Origin of the sequence: Saccharibacter sp. EH611, assembly GCF_009834765.1 — a bacterium.
Taxonomy (GTDB): Bacteria; Pseudomonadota; Alphaproteobacteria; order Acetobacterales; family Acetobacteraceae; genus Saccharibacter.
On sequence record NZ_WVHP01000023.1, the window covers coordinates 17,087 to 42,142 of the forward strand.

At 52.5% G+C, this 25,056-nt stretch carries 20 protein-coding genes and 1 tRNA gene; 7 read left to right on the top strand and 14 right to left on the bottom strand.

Going from position 1 to position 25,056, the window contains the following annotated elements:
- Window positions 1-73: 73 nt before the first annotated feature.
- Both GS535_RS08570 and GS535_RS08575 read left to right on the top strand, forming a co-directional pair.
- A complete protein-coding gene (locus GS535_RS08570; protein ID WP_160792997.1) occupies window positions 74-553 on the top strand; it encodes a hypothetical protein in 480 nt (159 codons plus the stop codon).
- The gene (locus GS535_RS08575; protein WP_160799193.1) at window positions 543-1,991 is read left to right on the top strand and encodes a glycosyltransferase family 2 protein; all 1,449 of its coding nucleotides are present in this window, start codon (window positions 543-545) and stop codon (window positions 1,989-1,991) included. Before GS535_RS08570 ends, GS535_RS08575 begins: the two co-directional genes overlap by 11 nt.
- A 230-nt stretch (window positions 1,992-2,221) precedes the next feature.
- Here GS535_RS08575 and GS535_RS08580 read toward each other — a convergent pair whose 3' ends face one another.
- The 7 genes from GS535_RS08580 to hpnH form a co-directional block, all read right to left on the bottom strand.
- The gene (locus GS535_RS08580; protein ID WP_160792995.1) at window positions 2,222-3,307 is read right to left on the bottom strand and encodes a hypothetical protein; all 1,086 of its coding nucleotides are present in this window, start codon (window positions 3,305-3,307) and stop codon (window positions 2,222-2,224) included.
- A 23-nt stretch (window positions 3,308-3,330) separates the two neighbouring features.
- Window positions 3,331-4,683, bottom strand: coding sequence for an amino acid permease (locus tag GS535_RS08585; protein ID WP_160792994.1), 1,353 nt, complete (start codon window positions 4,681-4,683; stop codon window positions 3,331-3,333).
- A gap of 146 nt (window positions 4,684-4,829) precedes the next feature.
- Complete coding sequence (locus tag GS535_RS08590) at window positions 4,830-5,198, bottom strand: arsenate reductase (RefSeq protein ID WP_160792993.1); 369 nt, start codon at window positions 5,196-5,198, stop codon at window positions 4,830-4,832.
- Window positions 5,199-5,452: 254 nt separating this feature from the next.
- A tRNA-Thr gene (locus GS535_RS08595) sits at window positions 5,453-5,527 on the bottom strand.
- Between the two features lie 52 nt (window positions 5,528-5,579).
- Window positions 5,580-5,993: an RNA polymerase-binding protein DksA gene (gene dksA / locus GS535_RS08600; protein ID WP_160792992.1), complete on the bottom strand. Its 414-nt coding sequence runs from the start codon at window positions 5,991-5,993 to the stop codon at window positions 5,580-5,582.
- Window positions 5,994-6,167: 174 nt separating this feature from the next.
- Window positions 6,168-7,463, bottom strand: a complete 1,296-nt coding sequence (locus GS535_RS08605) for a hemolysin family protein (protein WP_160792991.1) — start codon at window positions 7,461-7,463, stop codon at window positions 6,168-6,170.
- Window positions 7,464-7,524: 61 nt separating this feature from the next.
- Complete coding sequence (hpnH, locus tag GS535_RS08610) at window positions 7,525-8,712, bottom strand: adenosyl-hopene transferase HpnH (RefSeq protein ID WP_160792990.1); 1,188 nt, start codon at window positions 8,710-8,712, stop codon at window positions 7,525-7,527.
- A gap of 342 nt (window positions 8,713-9,054) precedes the next feature.
- Between hpnH and GS535_RS08615 the strand changes: the two genes are divergently transcribed.
- The 4 genes from GS535_RS08615 to hpnK all read left to right on the top strand — a co-directional run bounded on the left by GS535_RS08615 (window position 9,055) and on the right by hpnK (window position 13,451).
- Complete coding sequence (locus GS535_RS08615; RefSeq protein ID WP_160792989.1) at window positions 9,055-9,717, top strand: ABC transporter substrate-binding protein; 663 nt, start codon at window positions 9,055-9,057, stop codon at window positions 9,715-9,717.
- A gap of 109 nt (window positions 9,718-9,826) precedes the next feature.
- Window positions 9,827-11,095, top strand: a complete 1,269-nt coding sequence (hpnI, locus tag GS535_RS08620; protein ID WP_160792988.1) for a bacteriohopanetetrol glucosamine biosynthesis glycosyltransferase HpnI — start codon at window positions 9,827-9,829, stop codon at window positions 11,093-11,095.
- Complete coding sequence (gene hpnJ / locus GS535_RS08625) at window positions 11,092-12,516, top strand: hopanoid biosynthesis associated radical SAM protein HpnJ (protein ID WP_160792987.1); 1,425 nt, start codon at window positions 11,092-11,094, stop codon at window positions 12,514-12,516. Before hpnI ends, hpnJ begins: the two co-directional genes overlap by 4 nt.
- Before the next feature lie 92 nt (window positions 12,517-12,608).
- Window positions 12,609-13,451: a hopanoid biosynthesis-associated protein HpnK gene (hpnK, locus tag GS535_RS08630; protein WP_160792986.1), complete on the top strand. Its 843-nt coding sequence runs from the start codon at window positions 12,609-12,611 to the stop codon at window positions 13,449-13,451.
- Here the strand turns inward: hpnK and GS535_RS08635 are convergent.
- Complete coding sequence (locus GS535_RS08635; protein ID WP_160792985.1) at window positions 13,448-14,449, bottom strand: adenosine kinase; 1,002 nt, start codon at window positions 14,447-14,449, stop codon at window positions 13,448-13,450. The genes hpnK and GS535_RS08635 overlap by 4 nt on opposite strands.
- Window positions 14,450-14,856: 407 nt before the next feature.
- Here GS535_RS08635 and GS535_RS08640 point away from each other — a divergent pair, with 407 nt between their 5' ends.
- The gene (locus tag GS535_RS08640; protein WP_160792984.1) at window positions 14,857-15,330 is read left to right on the top strand and encodes a polymer-forming cytoskeletal protein; all 474 of its coding nucleotides are present in this window, start codon (window positions 14,857-14,859) and stop codon (window positions 15,328-15,330) included.
- A gap of 57 nt (window positions 15,331-15,387) precedes the next feature.
- On the opposite strand, the gene GS535_RS08645 is transcribed toward GS535_RS08640, so the two are convergent.
- The 6 genes from GS535_RS08645 to tsaE form a co-directional block, all read right to left on the bottom strand.
- Window positions 15,388-16,011 (bottom strand): GcrA family cell cycle regulator, encoded by a 624-nt coding sequence (locus tag GS535_RS08645; RefSeq protein WP_160792983.1) that lies wholly within the window; start codon window positions 16,009-16,011, stop codon window positions 15,388-15,390.
- A 130-nt stretch (window positions 16,012-16,141) separates the two neighbouring features.
- Window positions 16,142-17,323, bottom strand: coding sequence for a ribonuclease D (gene rnd, locus GS535_RS08650; protein WP_160792982.1), 1,182 nt, complete (start codon window positions 17,321-17,323; stop codon window positions 16,142-16,144).
- Between the two features lie 169 nt (window positions 17,324-17,492).
- Window positions 17,493-17,822, bottom strand: coding sequence for a thioredoxin TrxA (gene trxA, locus GS535_RS08655; protein ID WP_160792981.1), 330 nt, complete (start codon window positions 17,820-17,822; stop codon window positions 17,493-17,495).
- Window positions 17,823-17,921: 99 nt separating this feature from the next.
- Complete coding sequence (addA, locus tag GS535_RS08660) at window positions 17,922-21,548, bottom strand: double-strand break repair helicase AddA (RefSeq protein WP_160792980.1); 3,627 nt, start codon at window positions 21,546-21,548, stop codon at window positions 17,922-17,924.
- Complete coding sequence (addB, locus tag GS535_RS08665; protein WP_160792979.1) at window positions 21,545-24,610, bottom strand: double-strand break repair protein AddB; 3,066 nt, start codon at window positions 24,608-24,610, stop codon at window positions 21,545-21,547. Before addB ends, addA begins: the two co-directional genes overlap by 4 nt.
- On the bottom strand, window positions 24,607-25,056 hold the full coding sequence (tsaE, locus tag GS535_RS08670) for a tRNA (adenosine(37)-N6)-threonylcarbamoyltransferase complex ATPase subunit type 1 TsaE (protein ID WP_160792978.1): 450 nt from the start codon (window positions 25,054-25,056) through the stop codon (window positions 24,607-24,609). The genes addB and tsaE overlap by 4 nt, the downstream gene beginning before the upstream one ends.

Genomic DNA, 25,056 nt, shown 5'->3' on the forward strand with positions numbered 1-25,056 from the left:
TAACGTAAGTTTTTCATGCATAGCCGCTTCCCTCTTGCTTAACCCTCTACTTCCTGTAAGAATTTCGTGTACTATGGCTAGTTCTGAAAAATTTTTCCCTCAGTGCGTCTCTCTTCTCACTCTTCCCCTCCTCTTTTCGTTGGTGGGGCTTGGGTTTCAGGGCTGCGCCCCGCTTGACCAGCGCACATTCGACCCTAATGCAGGGAAACCACCCCACGTGCATGTTGCACAGCCCATGCCACCTAAAAAACAGGCCCCTTTCTTGCAGGTTGTAGAAGGGACACCGGAAAGCGATTATGCTGGTCCTATCGAGAAAGCCACAAAAATAGCGCTGAATCGTAAACCGAATGTTCTTTTCATCGTACAGGGCATAGCACCTATGCAAAACACGCCGGACAAACAGGCTCAGACTCTAAACAACCTAACGCAACATCTTGCTGTGCCCGTCACAAACCATATCGTTGCAGCCGGTGCACGCCCTGTCCAAATTGATATGCGTGTCACTACAGACTCCACTGCCCACCAAGCTATGGTACGCATCAATGTCCGTTAATCGTCCTTCTGCTGCCTGCGCCGTTCTCGTGCGTAATGCACAAACGACCATCCTAGACTGGCTTGCTTGGCATCTTTCTCTTGGTTTTCAGCGCATCTTCGTTATCGACGCTGGCTCCCATGATGCAACAGAACGGCTTGTCCAACCCTTAACCCAAGACTGGCCCATTATGTGGGACGCACCGGAACTGCCAGCTGACCTTTCCCCTGAAGAACGCCGTTCAACGCTCCCCCGCCATACACTAAGCCGCATGATTGGTGAGGAAGAGTGGGTCACTGTTTTAGATGCTGATGAATATCTTGTTCCTGATACAGACCTGCTCACGTTACTAGGTCACGGCAAAAATGCGGCAGGAATCGCTCTGAATTGGTGTATTTACGGCACATCAGGTCATCGCCAACGACCACGAGGCTCCCTCGTCGCCACATACTCATACCGGGCTCATGAAACATTACCAGACCATGGCTTCACGCGTTTGTTGGTTCGGAGCTCATATCTCACATCTCCCGAGCACCAGGCAGCCCCTGAGGATTTAGACATTCCTGCCGAGCGATTAGTCACACCTAATGGAACCCCCGTGCAGGAAGGAGATCGTTCTCCACATTGGGAAGGTGGACGAATCTCTCATTTTATCTGTCCAGCCACACAAGATGCTGCGACGCTTCCTCCATCATTACGGCTACATTTCGATCGTAATGATGTACATGACCCGGCCCCTGCATCTTTGATCACAGCGGCTCGTCATCGTTTTAATGCATTATCGCGCACGCTCTTCAATGCTGGCACACAGGCTTTACGAGCCATGGCGTCACAAGCAGAAGAAATACAAAAACCACCCCAGCCAGATCCCGATCTTGATTTGCCTGATCGCGCCCAACGGCCTGGATTTTTCTATGAAAGAATGCGCCCATCACGCAAGGATCAGCTGCTGCTCGTCCCACAAGCAGCGCCTCCCTATGGGATTACACGGGCTTTCCTTCTGCGTTCAGCAGAAGGCTCCTTGTTAGAAGCCGATCCTGCAGGATCTCATCGACCTGTGATCGCCTTTATACAAGAGCAAAATCCGCGACTTCTTTCATTAGTCGCCCGTGATGAGCACGACCTTACTCTGGGAGATATCCCCTGCCCTTATGGCATGGCTACAGTGCTGTCGCGGCGCACCCATCGTCTAGAAATCTTCTCTCTTCCCGAAGAGGCAGGACATGGCGAAACGCTTTTTGAAGCCGTTCCTCTACCAGACATGGTACCACCTGATTTTCTCCCTTTACCGCCTCTAGATTGTCGGCAAGGCCTCAGCCTTAATGGCTTACTGACATGGCTAGAAACACATCCTGAGGCACGCCCTCAAGATATACAGCGCACTCTCTGCCTTCTTCTTCATGAAGAGGCATTGCAACTCGGCCAGAATATTCCCGAGTTGATCCCTTTTTTACCGTAACAAGAAGATCATAGGTGCAACACGACAGATGACCGAAACATACTACCTTTCGGGCATCTGCCGGTGCACATGACAAGACACGCCTACGACCTGTACACTGATAGGGCTGTAATGACATGTGCCCTAAGAAACAAAAGTCTCACTCAGCACAGAACGATCCTGCCTACGTAAACAACCAAATTTTGAGACATAAAAAATATAAAAGGCACTCTCTACGCGCCTTAGCTCAATCAGAGCACTCCTGAACGCCACGCGATAAGCGCAACAGCGTCGAATCCCACAAGCAATAATGCTCCGATTACCATTCCAGTCACCACAGCTTTCGTTGTGCCCTGTCGTGTAAAATTTTCGGGGGTATCTGTGAGACGAGCAAGACTGGTACGTAAAGCGCTAAGCTCTTCCTCTCGGGCACGCTCTTCTTCACGTTTTTCCCAGTATTGAGCGCTTTCTTGGCGAATATACCGCCCAGCTTCTAAGGGAGATGCAAAAGCATGATCAACAATATGCTGAGCAATCGTACCACGCTGCTCTTCAATACGCAGCTCTGTTTCATCCGAATCATGCTGAAACGCCAAAAGTCGGCATGCCTGAGAAAACGCTAGTGTTTTCAACACAGTTACATCCTCAAGCGTCGCTATAGACCCCTCAGCAGCAACCAACAACACAATGTCCTCTTCTGCATGATGGATATGCCGAGCGAGTCGAGCCGCATCATCAATAGGAAGAGCCAAACGATGCACCGCTTCTGGACGCCAAAAACCACCAAAATGGCGGCATAAACCTTCTAATGATTGAGCCGAAACCCCAACACCAATAACCAAAAGCGTCGCATCCCCACGACATGGAAAGGCATGACGCCCAGATGGAAGGTCTCGCAATAAGGTTTGAACCGTATGAGCAGGGGGAGAATTGAGGCGCATACCGTGCTCGTGAGCACATAATGTAAGCACTTCTAAACGTGCAACCAGATGATCTCGCACCAAACGCGCCCGCATAAACCCGGTTGCACGCACGAGATCTCTTGGGCGAAGGCCGCTTTCATCCAGTACTGAAAGCGGCACCTCAAGGCGGATTTCAACCCCGCCTTGTTGGTCGATAAGAGGAAGCGATTCATGACGGCGCCACGTATCAGGCGGCACCTCGCCTAAACGACCAATAACGGTTAAAGGAATACTCCACTCATCAAAACGCGCACAAATGTCATTCAAACGTCGATCAAACAAGGCCTGAAATCGTGCCGGTGTCACGACCGCGAGAGACTTAACGTCTCTCGCTTCTATCGAAGAAGGCCGCGAACGTTTTGAAAAAGCTTCCATACCCCTCTTGATAGCATCAGCACTTAACGCTCGCTACTATCCCCAATCGGCGTGTTCCGATGATGGAAGAGGGCGGCAACGGCAATGATACTAAGAGCCACGATCCCAATCCCAGCTTCAAGACGCGTTTCCGGCATCCACGCCATAGCAACGACGATACATGCGAAAAGAACGCAAGCAAGATAGGGAGCAAAATGCCCTTCTGGATTGCTCTTAATCCGTGCTGCAACAATGAGGAAGTTATTAAACAACATCAGCACACCCGTCAGACTCAGCATAACAAAATACACTTCATCATGAGACAAGGTCGATGCGAGGACAACGAGCACACCACCAATGAAGCAAGCGACCACAGCACGGCGAGGAAGCTGGCTTTTTTGATCAACCTTCAAGAAGAATTTTGGCCCATCACCGCGCTCTGACATCTCAAAAAGAATACGAGACGTTACATAAAGAGCGGAATTGAGTGAAGACAGAACCGCTGTCAGGATCACGATCCATACAAACTCACCGGCAAAAGGAATACCAACTTGGTGTAACACATCAAGGAATGGAGAATTCCCCGCATTCAGCGTTGTCCATGGACGCATGACCAGCACAAGAGCGATCGAGACAAGGAAGAAGCCCGCAATACGTACAGCGATCGTACGTGTAATGCGCACAATATTCCCATCTGGATCATCCGACTCAAGAGCAGCAACCGTCACAATCTCACTGCCATTCATGGAGAAGAAGATAGTTGGCACAACAGCCAAAACGGCTAGCCAGCCTTTAGGAACTAATCCGCCAAAATCAAAGAGATTATGATGAATCGGTACAGCATGCCCTAAGCCCAAGGCTCCCCGGATAATGACCCAAAGTGCAATAGCAACGAAAACACCAATCGCGATCAATTTGATCAGTGAGAACCAATATTCAAACTCGCCATACCCTTTAACAGACATCAAGTTAATGGCTGTCATAACCGCCAAAACAATAATTTCTAGCGTCACAACAGGAATGGCAATGCCATAGGGCGACAAGAAGTCGTGGATCATATTAGCGCCAAACAGCACCTCTGCACCCAAGACAACAACCCATGTCAGCCAGTATGCCCAACCCGCTAGAAAGCCAATACGCTCTCCAAGATGAGTGCGAATTTGGGTCATGAACGACCCACTCTCACGACCGCCCTGTAGAGCAAGATCGCGAATAGACAAATTGATCAAATAGACCAACAAGCCGGAAATAATATAGGATATGAAAACGGCAGGACCCGTCTTCAGAATAGCAGCAGCCGCTCCAATAAAGAAGCCTGCCCCTACCATCCCTCCTAAAGAGATCATCAAAATGTGACGAGCGCTTAGCGATGACGCCAGCTTTTCTTGATTCGCCATAGCATCTTCCTTTTTCCTCTATTCCGGAAAAATATAGCAGCTATGCGCGCAACACATGAAGTGGGTTGACGGCGCAAATCTGCTCCGTCCTCCAAAATCTACCCTAAATAACCGGCCAGAGCCTGAAGGTCGGTATCAATCAGAAATCAATATCCTCTGAATGCGGCAAAAACTGCCTCATACGTCTCGGGCTTAAAGCCGACCCACACACCACTTTCAGTAGTAACGACAGGACGGCGTATCACCGTAGGGTTAACCAACATCAAATGTATAGCCTTCCCTTCGTTAAGGCTTTGCTTGTCCTCCTCCGGCAACTGACGAAAAGTCATGCTCGAACGATTAAGAAGCTTTTCCCATCCTACTAATCTGATCCATCTTGTCAAAATTTCTTGATCGAAACCATCTTTCCTAAGATCGTGGAAACAATACGCGACATGATGGTCATCAAGCCATTGCATGGATTTTTTAACGGTAGAACAGTTTCGAATCCCGTAAAGGGTTACAGTACAGCCCATGAAACCTTTTCTTTCGAAGAGACACAGCACAACACAGTACTCTCTCTCCCGGTACGACCCGCAGGTTTGTTTTGACCATATTGGAACACAGAACCCCTTCTTTGTAAGGCTCTAGCCGAACAAAGCTAGAATAATGATAACGTGATCGTATCACGTGCCAAAGAAGAAGAACGGTCAGTTGTTACAAAAGCGCAGGGTGACCGCCACCCCACATAAATCCTTAAACCATATACCACGCGTAACATGTGATGATATGGTGCTGCTGGCGAGGATTGAACTCGCGACCTCTCCCTTACCAAGGGAGTGCTCTACCACTGAGCTACAGCAGCATGTGTTCCTTGGCGGGCTTCCTAGCCTGTTCTAGCCCGCCATGCAAGCCCCTTAATCATCACGATACACTTTTTCGTGTCTTTCATGACGCTCTTGAGCCTCTAACGACAGGGTCGCAATCGGACGCGCTTCAAGTCGCTGCAACCCAATTGGTTCACCAGTTTCTTCGCAGAAACCATAGCTCCCGTCTTCTATACGAGCGAGCGCCATATCAATTTTTACAATCAGTTTACGAGCACGATCTCGCGTACGGAGCTCAAAAGCGCGATCTGTCTCGACCGTCGCACGATCCGTCATATCGGCTTCGTGAATACCGCCTTCTGAAAGGCTTGCTAATGTATCACCCGCTTCTCTCAGCAGCTCGCCTCGCCAGTGCAGAAGCTTCTGGCGAAAATACTCCAGCTGCCGTTCATTCATGAATTCTTCACTATCGGATGGACGATAATCTGGCGAAAGCGTGATCATGCGCAATTCCCTGTCCTGGACGCATCACCATCACCTCACCGCTCTACCATTGAACGATACAAGAGAAGGTGATCGGTTGGATGTATATCGTCCCACATCCTTTTCGCCAAGGGCTTTACCGCCAATTAGGGCGCAAAAATCATGGTAAAAAACCGAGGATTGGTCAACCACACTCTAATTTTGTGCTAATAAGCGCCTGCTGGCACGCACACGAACCACGCGGCGGCGTTCCATATCCAACACCTCAAACAGCCATCCTGAAAAGACAACCTTATCACCTTTAGCCGGTACGCGTCTGAGCAATGCCATAATCGCCCCCCCAAGGGTGTGATAGGTCGCCGAGTCAGGTAATGGTGGAATATCCAGCTTAGACGATACCTCATCAGCTGGCATAACCCCGTCTAACACATACTCCTCCACGCCTTCTTCACGCCTTAGCGGCTGAAGGGGCACAGATTCTGTGCTATCATCCCCAATAATAGCCTCAAATACGTCTGAAGGCGTCACAATCCCTTCAAAAGACCCATACTCATCCAGCACAAAGACAATACCTAAAGAGATCCCCTTCAGGCGCTCAATCATTCCTTGAGCGGTTAAACTATCTGGAATAACGGGCGGAGTTCTCAACACGGCATCAATCGCCACAGGGAGACCTAATAAAAGGCGATCCATAATGTCTTTGGCTAGAATAACCCCAACGGGATGATCCACGTCGCCATCACACACCACGATCCGCCCATAAGAAGACTGACGCAGTTTGCGCACAATGGTCTCTTGAGAAGCGCGACGGTCGATCCAGAAAAGATCATTCCGCGGCGTCATAATGGCCCGCACCGGACGGTCTGCTAGACGAAGCAAACGCTCAATAATGGCCCGCTCCTCTGTTTCCAAAATACCGGCACGCATCCCTTCGGCCAAGACAGCACGTAGTTCCTCTTCTGTCACACTTTCACGCGCTAAAGGGCCAATCCCCATCAACCGTAAAACACATGAGGACGCTTGGCTAAGAAGCCAAACGATCGGCTTGGTTGCCCACGCTAAAACAAGCAAAAAGCGGGACAAACGAATCGCGATCGCTTCAGGGCGCTGCAAAGCGATCTGCTTTGGCACCAACTCCCCAAATACCAGCATGGCACAGGTAATCAGCGCAACAACAAGGCCTATGGAAAGCTCATCAGCAAAAGGCCGCAATAGCCCAATGGTGCTAATCCAACGGCGCACATGGTCTTCAATTTGGCTTCCCCCAAACGCCCCCTCCACAATGGAGACTAAGGTCATGCCAATTTGCACTGTAGGAAGAAAATTATGAGGCCGTTCAGCTAACTTTAAAGCCTGCTCAGCACCGGGAACACCCGCACGCGACAGATGAAGCAAACGCGGTTTTTTAGCGGATATTAAAGCCAATTCCCCCGTGGCAAAAACACCGTTGAGAACAATTAGGAGAATGACCGTAAGTAATGGAATGACCATGGATGGGAAGCCTAGCAGATAAAGTGATCATACACCTTATCTGCTCGCTTATACGCTCCTTTTATTCCGCTGCAGAAGACTTCTGAGATTCAACATCCTTACCATTGACCCGCACACGTGGCCCACGGCTTGGCTTGCCCTTTGTTTCCAAACGTTCCATCTGCTCAGCAACTTGGGCGTCATACCCGTATTCTGCTGGACGCTGATGAGCCAAAGAAATTTCTGGAACCATCGGCTTCTCAGTTTCTGGCCCTTTAAGAGCCACCTTGATAAAGTGCCAAGGACGTTTCACGGCATCCATCACAGCGGTTGCTTCGTAACCTGAGTGCACCATGCAGTCAGCGCATTTTTCGTAAGCACCTGTGCCATAGTCATCCCAAGCTGTGTCTTCCATCAGCTCCTTAAAGGTCTTCGCGTAACCTTCACCGAGCAAATAGCAAGGACGTTGCCATCCAAAGACAGTGCGCAATGGTTTCCCCCAGGGGGTGCATTTGTAATTCTCATTCCCCGCCAAGAAGTTGAGGAAAAGCGGAGACTGCGTAAAGCGCCACTTCTTCCCTTTCCCGTAACGGAAAATATCACGGAATAACGTCTTGGTTTTCTGACGGTTTAAGAAATGCTCTTGGTCAGGTGCGCGCTCGTACGCATAACCCGGGGCCGTCATGACACCATCAACGCCCATTTCCATCACTGAGTCGAAGAAGTCAGCCGCTTTTTTGGGATCAACGCCGTCGAAGAATGTGCAGTTAATGGAAACGCGGAAGCCTTTCGATTTCGCCAAACGAATCGCAGCAGCGGCGCGCTCATACACACCATCTTGGCAGACAGACGAATCATGCATTTGCTGGTCGCCATCCAAATGAACATCCCATGAGAAAAATGGAGAAGGCTTATAATCCTTCAGTTTTTTCTCAAGAAGCAGCGCATTCGTGCACAGATAAACGTATTTTTTACGCGCAACCAGCCCTTCTACAATCTGGGGCATTTCTTTGTGCAGCAGCGGCTCCCCACCGGCAATGGCAATAATAGGAGCACCCGCTTCAGCGTCAGCATCCAAACATTCTTGCAAGCTCATACGCTGGTTAAGAATTTTTGCTGGATAATCAATTTTACCACAGCCCGCGCAAGCCAGATTGCAGCGGAACAGCGGCTCAAGCATCAACACGAGCGGGTAACGCTTACGCCCTGTCAGATGCTGCTTGAGAACGTACCGTCCAACTCGGACAGCCTGCATTAAGGGTACGGCCATTATAATCCTCTGATCACTCTCTAGGGTTGCACTCCGGCGCACCCCGGATCTTTATGCTTAACCTCACGTAACGACCGAGCGGGAAAATCGCACCTCCAGTCACATTCCCCAGCACTCGCTGAAGCCGGACCAGGTGCAGCCACGCGTCACCGACTACGGTAAACGCCACGTAATATGGAGATGCTATACAATCTCGAGGATCGGTCCTTCAATGTCTTATCGCCATATTCTTGCAATAACTGTATCATATCCAACACAGCCCTAGACGTTACTGCCCTTTAGGAGCAGCTTAGTGAGGAGAACCCCTTGCGAAAAATCCTACTTAGGAGGAAGAGCATGTGCATGATTCGTTGTTTAATGACTGACACTATCCGTTCAACCCTACTTGCTAGTAGCCTTTTGGTGGCAGCAAGCGTGCCATTTTACCTGACCGCACCTCACGCAGAAGCCGCGGCCACTGTGAACGACGCAGCACCGAACGTCGCTGTACAGACGCTTTATGACGCTCTGCAACGCGCCCAATCTCGTGCAGGCATTCCAGAACGACGCGCCATCATCGCTCCAGCTGTTGACCAAGCCTTTGATCTCAACGCCATTCTGCGTCGCTCTATTGGCTTACGCTACGATCGTTTGAGTGATGGGGAGCGCACCCAGCTTCTCGGAGCCTTCCGGACATTCACAATCGCACGCTATGCAGCAACCTTTAAGCCTGGCTCGGAAGCTGCTTTTTCCGTTACGGCCGCCACAGACCCCAACCCAACGGGTGGTGTCATTCTCCACACCTCTCTCCGCGGGAAATCAGACCCAGCAAGCGAAGCAACGCCCATCGACTATGTGATGACGCAAACCCCGCAAGGTTGGCGCATTACAGACGTTCTCCTTGACGGGCATATTAGTCAAGTAGGGGCTCAACGCTCTGATTTTAAAACCATTTTCGGACAAGGCGGCGCACGCGGTCTCGCGCAGTCACTAACGACTAAGGCTGATAATTTCCTACATGAATAAAACCATTCACGCCACGCAGCACTGTCTTCTAAAACAAGGCAGTGCTGCTTATCCTCACTTTATAGCGCCTCGTTGCCTTCATAGTTCCAAATCAGGGTAACGTCGCATCATGCTGCCATTTCTTTCGTCTGTATCGTTCATCAGTGGTGCCTTCTCTGTTGCTGGGCAATGTCAGAGCCTTTTGGGCTCTGTTTTGCTTTCCCGCTTTGTGCATCTCCACAACAAAGAAGAACACTCTGCACCATTTAAAACAGACGATCAGGCAGCCTCTTGGCCCAAAATTAGTGTACTCAAACCCCTTCATGGGGACGAACCTCTCCTTGAAGATGCGCTAGAGAGCTTCTTTAGGCAAGATTATCCACAATACGAGCTAGTGTTTGGTGTTCAACGCACTGATGACCCTGCGCTTGCCATTATCGAACGCCTCCGCACGCGTTATCCAGCACAACCTGTTTTTGTTGTATGCGATTCGACCGATCACGGGCCTAACCGTAAAGTGGGTAATCTCATCAACATGCAGCAAGCCTGCCATCATGATGTGTTCGTCATCTCGGACTCCGACATTCATGTTGAGCCTCACTATCTGCGCCATATTGCAACAACCTTGCAGCACTCTGAAACGCAGCTTGTCACGACTCTATACGCAGGTCTCCCGGCCAGTACTCAGCTGGCACGCCTCTTTGGGGCTCATAGCATTAATGCCAATTTTCTTCCCGGCGTGATGATGTCTCGGCTTTTAGGGCGGCAAGATTGTTTAGGCGCCACCATGGCTCTTACCCGTCAACGCCTTGAAGAAGTCGGCGGGTTTACATCTCTTGTCAGCCATATTGCGGACGATTCAGAGTTAGGGAATCGTATTCTCCGTCAAGGGGGGGCCATTACCCTGGCTCCAACCTTGTGCTTGACCACTGTGGCGGAAAATAATTTTCGTGAGCTTATGAGACACGAAATTCGTTGGGGGCGCACTGTGCGCAGCATTGAACCATTCGGTTATGCATGCTCTGCCCTGCAACTCCCCCTCTTTTGGGCCACCGTCTGTGTCGCCTTCGCCCCGACTTCTCCCCTTTCATGGGGCCTCTTGGTCGGAGGGTGGCTCTTGCGCGGATTCACAACGCATCATACAGCCCGTTTGACGAAATGCTCTCTTCCCGGCATTTTCCCCTATCTCGTTTTCCGTGATTGGCTTTCTGCCGCTGTAATGCTTGCGAGTGCGTGCGGCTCACGCGTTGCATGGCGAGGCCGAACAGTCCATATCACTCGGAAAACAACGCACACATCGTCGCGTCGTCACACACACACCACACCCGACCCTTCCTCTCCGACCGTCAACGGACCCGGCGTCGACAGGTCAGACATCAACAGGAGCGTCCGATCATGATGAGAACTCTTTTCCTTCAGCCCCCTTCCTTTGATGGATTCGATGGCGGGGCGGGGTCACGTTATCAAGCTAAACGTGAGATTCGCTCTTTCTGGTATCCAACATGGCTCGCACAGCCTGCGGCACTCGTTCCAGGTTCTCGTCTCATTGACGCTCCACCGGCCAAGATGGGCATGGGACCCATTTTAGAGGATGTGAAAAATCGTGATCTGGTGATCATGCACACCTCCACACCGTCGTTTAACTCCGACGTGCGCGTTGCGCGCATGCTCAAGGACGTTAATCCTAAGCTTAAAATTGGGATGGTCGGCGCAAAAGTGGCCGTACAGCCCAATGAAAGCCTCGCCCAAGGTGAGCCCATTGATTTTGTGGCACGCAATGAATTTGACTTCACCATCAAAGACATTGCTGAAGGTAAGCCGTTTGCTGAAGTGGACGGAATTACATGGCGCAACGACGATGGCGAGATCATCACCAATAAGGATCGTGAGATCATTGAGGATATGGACTGCCTGCCCTTCGTGACAGAAGTCTATAAGCGTGACCTCAAGATTGAAGACTACTTCATCGGCTATCTCAAACACCCCTATATTTCCATCTATACAGGGCGTGGTTGTAAGTCACGATGCTCTTTCTGCCTGTGGCCGCAAACGGTTGGTGGGCACCGTTACCGTACGCGCAGCCCAGAGCATGTCGCAGCAGAAATTCGCCTCGCGAAGCAATATTTCCCGCAGGTCAAAGAATTCTTCTTCGATGATGACACCTTCACCGATGACCTCCCACGTGCAGAAGCTATTGCTCGTGAGCTTGGGAAGATGAACATCACATGGTCTTGTAACGCAAAAGCCAATGTGCCTTACAAGACTCTGAAAATTTTGCGCGATAACGGGCTACGCCTTCTATTGGTCGGGTATGAAAGCGGCAATCAGCAGATCCTTCACAACATTAAGAAGGGGATGCGCATTGAGGTTGCTCGCGAGTTTACCGAAAATTGCCGTAAGCTCGGGATCAAGATTCACGGAACCTTCATTGTTGGCCTTCCGGGGGAAACCAAGGAAACGATTCGCGAATCGATCAACTTTGCTAAAGAGATCAACCCACATACCCTTCAGGTTTCTCTCGCAGCACCTTATCCGGGCACGTTGCTTCACAAGCAAGCAACAGAAAATGGCTGGTTTAATGAATCTGAAGCTGAGTTGATTGATGATGACGGTGTGCAGATCGCCCCGCTGCATTATCCTCACCTCTCCCATGAAGAAATCTTCAAGAGTGTTGAGACATTCTACCGGGAGTTCTATTTCCGCCCATCTAAGATTCTCTCCATCCTCAATGAGATGATCCGTGATCCGCAGATGATGAAACGCCGCTTGCGTGAAGGTGTGGAATTCTTCCAGTTCCTCCGCCAACGTCACACATCCTAACAGGCGCGGCGTCTTCACGTTTCACCATGATAAAAGGGGGATGGCCGTGGGGCCTCCCCCTTTTTTTAGCGCTTTGATAAATGAGATTTTTAATGGCTTCTTCTCCTCTCTCTCCCCGCCGCGCCATCATTTCAGCCGATGATTTCGGTATGAGCTATGAAGTTAACGAAGCCATTGAGCGTGCTCATCGTGACGGTGTACTCACCACGACCAGCCTCATGGTTGCAGCACCCGCTGCTGAAGATGCTCTTAGGCGGGCACGCCGCCTTCCCTCACTCAAGGTCGGTCTGCACCTTGTCACGATTGAAGGGGATTCAGTCTTGAAGCTTCCCGCCATTACCGATGACGATGGATGGTTCGGCTGCGATCAGCTCAAGCTCGGGGTGGAGTATTTCTTCTCTCCACGCGCACGGTCTGCCATGAAACGCGAGATTGAAGCACAATTCCGCGCCTTTTCACGTACGGGGCTCATCCTTGATCACGCGAATGCTCATAAGCATATGCACCTCCACCCCACTATTGGGCGGATGCTGATTGAAACAGGACAGGCGCATGGCCTTAAAGCGGTGCGTACCCCTGCTGAACCCGCCGCACCGTTAGGCCTACACGCTTCTTTAGGAGATCGCGCCCTCTGGTACTGGACATACCTGCTCCGTGCCCAACTTCGACGCGCTCACATGAAGACGAATGATTCGTGCTTTGGATTGCGTTGGTCTGGCCATATGACCCCACAACGCATCCAAAGCCTCATTCCCCGCCTTCCTGCCGGGGTGAGTGAAATTTACTTTCACCCCGCAACCGCACAAAATGCCTCAATGGCAACACTCATGCCCGGCTATGATCAGGAAGGAGAACTGGCCGCATTGCTCGCCCCCCAAACGCAGGAACTTCTTGAGCAACACGGCATTCAGCCCATCAGCTGGAGTGACCTTTAAACGCTCAGGTCAAAAGCCTCATCGGGACGAGCCCCTAGGCGAGTAATCACCGCGCCTGCTGCTTTATTACCGAGATCTACACATTCTGTCAGCGTTTTGTCACGGCTATAACCCGCAAGGAACCCCGCCGCAAACGCATCGCCCGCTCCCGTCGTGTCAACAACATTCACCGGCTGTGTAGGCACGTCGTGACGCTCCTGCCCCGTTTGCACAACGGCACCATCAGCACCTCGTGTTACCACCACCTGCGCCACATCTTGAGCCGCACGCTTAAGCGCCTCATCAAAAGATTCAGTTTCATAAAGGGCTAGAATTTCAGCTTCATTCGCAAAAAGAATATCAATCGATTCTTTTACCAAACGACGGAATGCTGCGTGGTGACGCTGAATGCAAAAACTATCAGACAGCGTTAAGGCTGTTTTACGCCCGGCTTTATGCGCAAGCTCTGCCGCACGATAAAACGCTTCTTGTGCATGTGGACGATCAAAGAGATACCCTTCCAGATACGTCACAGCAGACTGAGCGACAATCTCTTCCTGCACATCGCTCGGTGTGAATTCAACGCAAGCTCCCAGATAGGTAAACATGGTGCGCTGCCCATCAGGCGTCACCAACACAATGCAACGCGCTGTTGGAATCACCTCTTGCCCATCCGTTTTTTTCAGCGGATGAGACGGGAAGGCAATGCTCTGTGCGTGCATATCACGGGTGAAATCATCACCAGCTTGGTCATCTGCGACCTTGCCCAAATAAGCTGTCTGAGTTCCCATACGCGCGGCAACAACAGCCGTATTGGCAGCAGACCCCCCACCGGATACATGCTCAATAGACACGCGCTGTTGAATTTTCCCCATCGTCTCTGTGTCGATGAGCGTCATACTGCCAGCTGTTGCCCCGAGCTCTGTGATAACGTTCGTATCAACAGAAGCCAGCATATCAACAATGGCATTACCTACACATAAAAGATCATAACGTGCTGGTTGAGCAGGATGAGACATAAGCGTTCCACTTTATCTGATAGAATAAGGAATAAGCCGCACCATACCGCCCCCATCGGCCAAATCAACGGATAAGGGACGAATGAACCGAAAAGATCACCATAAGCTCGGAAAAACTCTTTTCTCTCACGAGAGTCGCTTGTCGAACACTATAAGACGCGTATAAGATTTTCTTCACCTATCCTGTTTATAAATGAGTATATTCATTACCTTATCAGGATATCACTCTGAATCTCGTCCATATTCTTTCCATTACCCCTTGATTATGGGGGACATATAGCGAGGTAGCCTTGCTTACACCTTCTGCTCAGAACGATAGCTCTACGTCCCACAGTTCTGGGGACTCCACCCCGCAACACCCTACGACCCCACAGAGCCCAGGCTCCCTACGAAATGCTAGAGATAATATGTCCCTCTCGACATCCCGCTCTCCGTCCTTAGCGGCACGTGCTCGTCAACGTCCGTCCGACATCCACCATGATGGACGCCCTAAGCATAATTTCTCCCGCACGCTTGTCATTCATCGTGGCATCCATATTCAAGGGGTCGTCCAAGATGTTGAGAAACTGGTCGTGGAAGGGACGATGGAAACCGATCATTTAACAGCCAAAGAACTCGTCATCGCGCATGGTGGCCGCTTCCAAGGCACAGCTGATATTGAAGTCGCTGAAATTTCCGGAATTCTTGACGGAGAACTCACCGCAAAAGCGAGCCTACAAGTCTGTGCAACGGGACGCCTCAACGGCAATGCGGCCTGTCGTCGTCTTCAGGTCGAAGATGGGGGTGAGATCAGCGGAAAGATTGAAATGCTCTCAACCATTCCTCAAACTAAAGTCTCTCAAGAAGATGAGACTAACGATGAGCACGAAAGTCAGGAGTAATTAAAAAAGCCGCCTTTGAAAGGGCGGCTTTTCCGTCATACTGCTCTAAACTTACGTCTAATGGCGTCGATCGCGAATCTTTACATACGCGACAGCCGCATGCTCTGCACAATAAGGCTTACCTGGTAAAGGCGTTGCCCCACAAAAGTGAAACCCCGGCATGCCTGGATCACCATGTGGCCACTGACACGATGGCCCCCGGCGCGTTGAGCGATCCATCGCTTCCCGTACACGACGAGGCGGCGCCATCTTCCGTGGCGGTGCAACCGGACGTGTCGGCTCTGCCGGTGCTGTCGTTGTCCGTGATGCAGGGGACTTTGTAGAAGAAGCAGCCTCTTTCTCACCCGACGCAGCTGCTGGGGAGGGAGGTGCTTCCTTCACAGCAGAGGTTTTTTTCTCCGCAGAAGACGAAGCACTCTTTCCACCTTCTAAAGGCAAGCTCGCGGTTTCGTCCGTTGTTTTCTTTTTACGTGACGTTGTACTGCGCTTCCGCGGAGGTGTGCTCCCATCCTCTGAAGAACGATTGCGAATAGGCGACGGACGGGGAGGAAGCTCCAGACGATGCGCCTTTCCAACAACAGCATTCTTCGTGATGGAAAGCTGGCGGCCAATCTCAGCCGTTGATAACCCCTGACTCCACAAATCCCGAAGTCTGGCGATCAGTTCCTCTGTCCATTCCATAGCCTTCGGCTCCTCTCCCACTTAATGATTGATCTCACAATGATCGCACATCGTAAGATATCGTCCTATAATACCACAAAGCAGGCCCTATATCTGTTAACACATTGATACCTGCTCTTTTAAAAACGCGTTACGATGTTTCCTCTACATGAAGCTTCCCCTCACAGATAGAGAGAGAAACCTCTCCGGCAAGAAGAGAAAGGGCTTCTTTTCCAAAAACATCGCGGCGCCAACCATGGAGAACAGGCAGTTCCGTCTCTCCAAGCGCTAAACGCTCTAATTCATCACTCGTGGCCACCAAGCGAGCTGCCACACGATGTGTTTCACAACGCGCACTCAGTAACACCTTCAAAAGCGCCACAACACCCTGAGCAGGACGTGGGCGTTCTGAGCGTTTTTTATACGGCACCGCTGGAAGATCATCCTCAGGGACAGACTCGCCAATCTCAATAGCCTCAAGAAGTTCGTGGCCTAACGCACCAGCGGCAAACTCTGCACTAACGCCACGAATGCGCGCCAAAGCCTTCGCATGCCGAGGCTTAACAGCGGCGATTTCCAACAAGCTTTCATCCCGCACCAAACGCTGGCGTGGCATATCCACGCGCTGAGCCGCCAGTTCACGCCATGCAGCGAGCTCACGCAAAATCGCAAGAACACGGCGATTATGCGTACGAGCCTTAAGCTTCTCCCACAAACGGCGTGGATCGGGACGAAAAGTCTTTTCCTCGCTCAAAATGGCTTGCTCAGCTTCCACCCAATGCACGCGTTCCTGCGCTTTGAGTTGGTCACGCAGCTGACGATACACATCGCGCAGATGCGTGACATCGGCACTGGCATAAGAAATTTGTGCAGGAGTTAAAGGCCGAGCTGCCCAATCGCTAAAGCGATGGGTTTTATCAATAGATTGTCCCGTGATTGACCCAACGAGACTGTCATAACCAACCTGCTCGCCAAACCCAGCAACCATCGCGGCAATTTGCGTGTCAAACACATTAACTGGCAAACGCCCAAAAAGATGAAGAAAAATTTCCAGATCCTGCCGTGCCGCGTGGAACACTTTCGTACAGGTCGGCTCAGCCAAAAGCGCTGCTAAAGGCGCTAGATCAATACCAGGAGCGCACGCATCAATAATCGCGACGTCCTCTTCACCCCCTAACTGCACCAAGCACAGCTTAGGCCAGTAGGTTTTCTCACGCACAAACTCAGTATCAATCGTCACAAAAGATTCATGACGAAGCTTCTCACATAAAGACGCAACGGCCTCTGATGTGGTGATCATAACAGGGGCAGGGAAAGCAGGACGTTTTGACATAGCTCTTCTTCTACACTGTCATGGCCCATCTGACCACGCTCTCCTCTCTTCGATCCTCACAGAATCTTGAGAAAAAGACAGCTCCCGCAGAAGAAAATCTCCTACCTCCCCGAATAAAAGCCCCAACGCATGTGCCCATTGGTCTCATAGGCTGTGCGTCATACCTCTTTTATGCGCAGTTTTTATCAATCCATGCTTTAAGCTGGCTTTTGGGCAGAGCCCCAGTTTGTTGAGCAACCAAATTACCATCCTTGAAGAGCATCATTGTCGGAATGCTGCGCACGCCAAACTTAGTTGGCGTTTCAGGGTTCGCATCGATATCTACCTTAGCAACCCGCACACGCCCCTTATACTCTGCGCCAATTTCTTCAAGCGCAGGTGCTACCATTTTGCAGGGACCGCACCATTCTGCCCAGAAATCCACCAGAACATACCCGTCAGCTTTTAAAACATCTGCTTCAAAACCCTGATCGGTCACCGCAACGGTATTCTCACTCATTACAACCATCCTTTTCAATTCAGCGTCTCACGATCTGGTGAGACTTAAAGATATTGGGCTACTTGTAAAAAAGACAACCGCTATAGTCCACTATCCTGTTCACAGAGACGACGGCTCTAGCAAACTACGTGGGAGTTCATCCACTTGTGGCCCTTCTGTCCATACGAGAAAACAGCGAATCTCTTTGTCTGGATAGACCTGCGCCATGACCGCACGATAGGCCGCCATCTGACGCAGATAAGCCGATGGTGTTTGTGCCACCTCACGTGGAGGCCGTCGGCCCGTTTTGTAATCACACAGCCAAACCACGTCATCTTCAAGGCAGAAACGGTCTACTTTCCCCAAAACCACCTGCCCCTCTTGCCCAACAGCTCCTCTCAGCACACCAGAAATAGCCTGCTCTGAGCGACTACGAGAGCCAAAGAGCGGCTCTAAACGTGGCTCATCCAGCACAGCAAGAATTTGCTCGCACAGCTGGTTCACATCCTCTTTTTCCAACTTCCATGCCGGACGTGAAAGCCAATGATAAGCCTTCTTTGCGCGTTCCTGCACCGGCATCTCTGGAAGAAGCTGTAATAACCGATGCACCAGCCGCCCGCGTTGCATCGCCCTTTGGCGGCTTACCGGCCCATTAGTCATAAAAGACCGCTCTTTAGCGTTCCCTTGCACGACATCCAATGGGGAACGTGCCGCAGGAGAAGGCCCAAACTCAGCACCATCCGGACGACTCGGTGTTAGAGGCCGCGCTAACGCATCCTCTTGTGGTGCAGGCTCTGCCTGCCAATCTGGCGCCTGCCCCATCCATGACGGCACTATAGTCGGCGCCTGATGCGGAGTGGATGCTTTTTGGAGAGGAGACGTTTCCGTGCAGCGCTCTTCAAGGGACAAAAGAGAACCTGCCCACCCTCCCTCAAACGCCGCTTCTTGTACATTCTCAAGCTGAGCGAAGCCTTGTCGGCATTGTTCATACCAGCTGGTCTCCCCAACAGAACCACGCGCAGGCTCCCAACCGCAGATAACCAGCATATCGCTCGCACGCGTTAACGCGACGTAAAGCAAGCGATTCTTCTCCCCGCGTGACTGTTCTGCCGCTTCTTGGGTGATTTGTGCGGTTCGCTGCGTGCCCATCTCTTTTTTCCGTGGCACCCAGAGGGGAACATCCATCCCTCCCTCATGAGGCCAGAGCACGTCACGGTCTCTCTCTGTCGTGGATGTCGTATCGGGGAGCACCACTAAACGTGCTTGCAGTCCCTTAGAGCCATGCACGGTCATAATCCGAACCGCATCGACGTCACTTTCCGGCTCGCGACGTGAGGTCGTCTCACTCGCCTCCAGCCATTGCAAAAACCCTTGCAATGACGGCGCGTGCTGCATCTCATAATTCAGCGCAGCGTTCAGCAGTTCATCAACAGGCTCTGCTGCTTCCGGCCCTAAACGAGCTAAAAGACGTGCCCGCCCTCCCTGGGCACCAAGGGCTTGAACCAACAGCTGATAGGGCGTGTCATAATCCACACGACGATAAAGGGCAGACAGATTCTCCCAAGCGGAACGCCATTCTGCCCGTTCAGCATGACGATCGCGCAATAATGACCATAACGATGTTCCCCCTGAGCCAAGCGCTGCCTTTTTTCGGTCATGCGTCGCTAGATCCATCAGGGAATCATCACTCAGCCCACCCAAGGGAGAAGTCAGCACACTAGCCACACTCAGATCATCTTGAGGAAGCAGCAAAGCGGCACAAAGCGTCATCAAGTCCCGCACGGCAACCTGCTCGGTCAAACCAGATCGAATAAAGCTTGCTACGGGAACCTGACGGGTCTTCAACGCACGAATAAAAGCCCGCAAGAAGGTTGAGCGCTTGGGCACCAACACCAAAACATCCCCTGCTCGTAATGGCGGCTTCCCCAGCTGGGGTGCACGACCAATCTGCGTGCTAATCCATTCTGCCAGAGACTCGGCTAAACGCTGCGGTGCGCTACGCTTATCACTATTGCGCAAAGGTGCCCGCCAAGGGCTGCTCTCCTTATCTGTATCAGGGTTTTCACCCCCATCTTTGGAAGGCACTAATGGCCAAAGCTCCACCCGACCTCCTTGACCAGGGCGGGCAGAAACATGCTCTTCCAATGTCTTTGTACCGGCTTCACGCAGTCCGTATGCCGCTATATCCTGCTTAAATACTCCATCCACGACGCTCAAAACAGGGGCCACCGACCGAAAGGACACTTTCAAACTCGGCTCACGCCATAACAGGCCAGCTCTTATCACGCGTCGCGCAAATTCCTTCCGCCATTTATGAAATTGTTCCGGCTCTGCTCCCTGAAAGCTATAGATGGACTGCTTAAAGTCCCCCACCGCGAAGATCGTGCGTGGCCGTGGTGTGTCCTCATGCCGCCCTTCACCAGAGAAGAAATCGCTAGTGAGAGCCCCTGCAATCTCCCATTGCAACGCCGATGTATCTTGCACCTCATCAAGAAGAAGATGGTCAATCCCGCCATCAAGCTTATACATTACCCACGCGGCACCGGGGTCACGCAACAAATCCCGGGTATGGGCAATCAGGTCATTATAATCAACCAAACCACGCTGGGTCTTTTCCTTCTGAAACCGCGACAAGACAGGAACAGAGAGGCCCAACAAAGCCTGATTAACCCGTAAGAGCTGCTGTACACGGATCAGCTCTCGCAACTCTAATTGACGCTGCGCTTCTTGCTCCAACGCTTCCACCAACCCCGGGGCCAGAGGCTGAGCCGCTTTTGCAACAATACTGCCCATTTTACGGGGCGTTCCCTTGTCAGTCAGCAAAAGCCCCAACAACACACCATGTACCCGCTCTTCTACAGGAGTGGCCAGCCAGTCCAAAAGCTGCTGGCCTTTCTTCCGCCCAGCGTCTGACATTTTGGGCCATGCTGCGTTGAGCCCTTCCCGAATCGCCTCCTCATTAGGCAAGCGCACAGCCTCACACTCGACCGTCTCTGCGTCTTCATCACCAGCCTTGAGCAAACGACGATACGCCGCCATCACTTGCTGTGGACGTTGGTTCCATAGCGTCACAAGCGGCTGAAGGCGCGCGATCTTCTCATTAAACCCGGTGACACGCTCCACGACATCACTAAAAGTTGCGACACTCGCAAGGCCCTGCGCATGCGCCGGGTGCAGGCTAAGCTCTTGCTCCAACGCCTGACGGAGAGCAAGAGCGCTGTCAGTTTCTTCCATCAACGCAAAATGCGGGTCTAGTGCTGCTTCTAACGGGAAACGCCTGAGCAAGGACTGACAGAACGCATGGATCGTCTCCACGCGCAACCCACCGGGAAGATCCAACACTTTAAGGAACAAACTCCGGGCTCGCGCTCGTGTATGCTCTGTATCGGGGACATCCAGTGCCCGTAATTCTTGCCCCAGCTTTTCTGGCTCCAACGACACCCAACGCCCGAGCCGGTCTTGCAGACGGTTCGCCATCTCTGCCGCTGCCGCCTTCGTGTAGGTCAGGCACAAAATACGCGCCGGATCGGAGCCTTCTAGCAGTACGCGCTCGCCCTCTGGAGTGATGTCCTCCAGCGGCAACATCAAACGCAAAAGCCGGTCAATAAGCAGCTTCGTCTTCCCAGAGCCTGCTGAAGCTGACACAAAAACAGACGCCCGCGGGTCAGACGCTTCCCGCTGCACCTTATCAGCTTGTGCAATGGCCTCCTGCTGGCGGCGTTGTGTTGCTGTCAGGCTTTGGCTCATGCGTCATCCTCCGTCGCTGACAAGCGCCATTCATCTACACGGGCAAGCTGTGCATAGTCGGTGTATCGCGGCACATGCCCGGCCCAAGGTTGAGAGCGATAAGGCCGCGACGGCGTGTCATAGTCCGTCAGCAAAGCCCGTAACTGCTCTAAGGCCCCTTCAACAAGCTCTGATAAATTCACCTTACTTTTCGAAGAGGGAACTTCTTTCACTTCTCCCGGCGTTACCCCACCGCTTAGTTTCCAGTAGAGAAGTTGCGTTACCTGCGCAGGAGGCAGTGACTCAAACGCCCCTCGCCCTAACAAAGCAGCCTCAAGCACCATTTGGGAAGCCCAACCTAAAACAACATCTGTGCCCGTTGGAGGAGAGCCGGTTTTGTAATCATACACGCGTGCTGTCATCTCTTCTCCTCCATCGCCTGGCTCCAGATCAATACGGTCTGCACGTCCAGCAACAGTGAACGAACCTCCAGGAAGATCAGGGAAACGATACTGCGTCGTCACTTCAGTATGAGACGTGACAGACACCTCCCCCTGACAACGCCCTTCTTCTTGTTGCGCTACCCAATCCGCAATACGAGCTAAACGCGGGCGCCACCAAGCCTGAAGCGCCGGACGAATCGCCACCTCTTCCAACACCTCATCGCACAAACTGCGCAAAATAGGCGCTGCCTTCTGAGGCCATGCCTTAGGATAACGGCGGAACATACGCTCCAACGCGCTATGGACGATCATCCCATAATCGGCATGCTCCACCCCTTCTTCCAAAGGAGAGAGCGCTTTAAGGCGTAAGACATAGCGGGCATAAATCGCATATGGATCTGTTTTGAGGGTATCAATCGCCGTAATACTCAAACGCCGTGGCCGGAGAGCCAAAGGCGGGCAAGGTTCTGGCGGAGAAACCGGACAAGCGTCTCCTGCGGGCTGATCCAGCTGCTCTTGCCAAAAAAGAGCGGGATGATCCGGCAGAACCACACCGTCTCCCCGCCCGGCTAAAAACGCCAAAAGCCGTACCAACCAGCGTGCCGGCACAGCTGGGCCGCCCTCTCGCCGCTGCGACCGTGACAAGATGACATTATCCGCAGCTAACGCCGCCATCGCAAAGTCATGCGCACTCGCGCCAATCTGCCGCTCAGGTGAGAAGAGCCCAACACGCTGGCGCATAGGGCGGCTCATCCACGGCCCGGAATCCGGCGCGGGTGGCCATACTGTCTCGTTAAGGCCACCTAAGATCACGGTATCAAAGGCCAAAAGGCGCGCCTCCAACACCCCGTAAATAGAGATCCGTGGATGAGCCAGCTCCACCCCTCCTTGATGGCCTCGCAGCCCAGTCAGGGACTTCCCTGCCATCGAAACGGTTAAGAAGCCCTCAAGCGCCCTAACCGGCTGAGGTGGAAGGTCTTTCGTGTAGGTCAGCAGCTCCACAAGATGCTGAGAGAGCATCGCGCCATCATCACCTTGCCACAGTCGCACCCCGGGTGGGTCTGCCTCTTCGGAGCTGCCTTCCCCCTCTACAGAAGCGAGGGTTTGGGCACTCGTAATCAACGCCTCCAGCAGATCCGGTACGGCAACCTTGCCGTCGAGGGACAAAAGCGGCGTAAGAGCGCTCTCCAACCGATCTAAAAACGCCATAAGCGCAACAGCTGGCGATGCATCTTCCTCAGAAGACATCTTATCCTGCAGCGCACCATAATGTTGCACCGCAGCTCGCAGCCCTGCGATACCCGGTGCAGGGGCAGGCCCACGCAGCACGGCGCGCTCGAGAAGGCGCGCTAAAATACGACATTGCCCCGGCGTCATCCCTAACGCCGCAAGCGGATGCTTTAAAACGGACAGTAAGGCAACAGGGGATAGTTCGGCACTAACACAAGCCGCGATCAGCCGTAAGAACACCGCTCCCGGCGTTCTGACCAACGGCTCACCCGCACTATCATCGGCATGGATACCAAAACGCACAAGCTCACTGCGTACACGCTGGGCTAAAGCGCGGTCTGGCGTCACGAGCGCTGCACTTTTCCCCGGTTGAGACGCCACATCACGCAAAATCAAGGCAATGGTTTGTGCTTCTTGCTGTGAATCATCAGCGGTAAGCAAGCTTAGCCCCGCACAGTCTTCTTCTCCCGTGCGTTCTCCCCAACGGGAAATACCTTGCTCAGGCAGCAATACCGTGCGCATCAGTGCCTCTCGCCCTGGACGCTTCGGTACCCCCCATTGTTCAATCTCTGCACGACGAACGCCTACATGGGCCAAAAACTCACGAAACAAAGCTTGAGGATGTGTCTCCGTTAGACTTTCCCATAGGTTTTCAGGAAGTGCGCAATCCACCCCTTGCAAAACCACCACACCACGCGGCAAAGCCGCAACGGCCTCCAGCACCGTAGCGACCCCAGCAGACCCATCGACAAACCCGACAGCCCATACAGGATGTTCCGGCGGGTTCTCCTGCCAAGCCTTCGCCTGTGCGGCCAGCAAAGCCACTTGACGGGCGATCAGGTTACTCAGGCCTTCTTCTGCCAGCCATTGAGGCCAAAAGTCCGTCACAATTTGCAAAAACAACAGCGTCTTTTGCCAATGGTCAGCAAAATCTTCCGCCACGGCATGAGGAAGCCTCTCACTCAACGAGATACCGCAGCGTTCGGCCTCATCCATCAACTCTGCGAGGGCTTGCGCTAATGGCCAGACACGCTCAATCGTGCCGCCATCCTCTTGCCCAGCCCCCATATGAAAGAGCGGGGCCTTAACAATAAGCTGCGCCAGAATAGCCAACCGGCGCGTTGGTTCTACTGCGGGAGCCAGCCCTTCTTCCAACCGCATGGAAAAAAGCGCCTCACCATCCACATCCCCTAAAGCCACGATCGACGGCAGCAAAGCCGCCCGCCCGTCCAACACACGCAAAAACGCTTCCATCAAAGACCGCGCGGCGCGGCGCCCCGGAACGAGGATGGTGCCAACAGTGCCGCTTTCTGTGCCCTCTTTCTCCCCTTGCAGACCAATACGTTCCAGCCAGTTCAACGCCACATGGTCTAAAAAGGGAAGAGACGCAGGGATCGTTGCAATACTCATACCCCAACCCCTTCAAGGCGTTCTGCGTCCCACCCGGTGAGCGTTAAACGCCGCTCTTCTTCGCTCTCACCATAAGCAAGGGTGAGATGAAGAGCATTGGGAGGGAGATGATCTTCCGCACGTTCAGGCCATTCAACCAGCATAATGCCGTCACACGCCTCGTCCCAATCTAGTTCATACAACCCCTCAGGGCCCGACAACCGCCATAAATCATAATGGAAAACAGGCCCAGAAGGTGTGTCATAAGGCTGCACCAATGCAAAACTTGGGCTTGGCACATCCAGCGTGGGGTCTTGCGCAAGGGCCTGCAAAAAAGCCCGGGCAAACGTGCTTTTCCCAGCTCCTAACCCACCCGATAACGCAAAACAGTCCCCTAAACGGGCCCGCTCAGCGAGTTGTTGTGCCAAGCGTGCCGTGTGAGCTGGGGAAGACAGCGTGATGAGCAT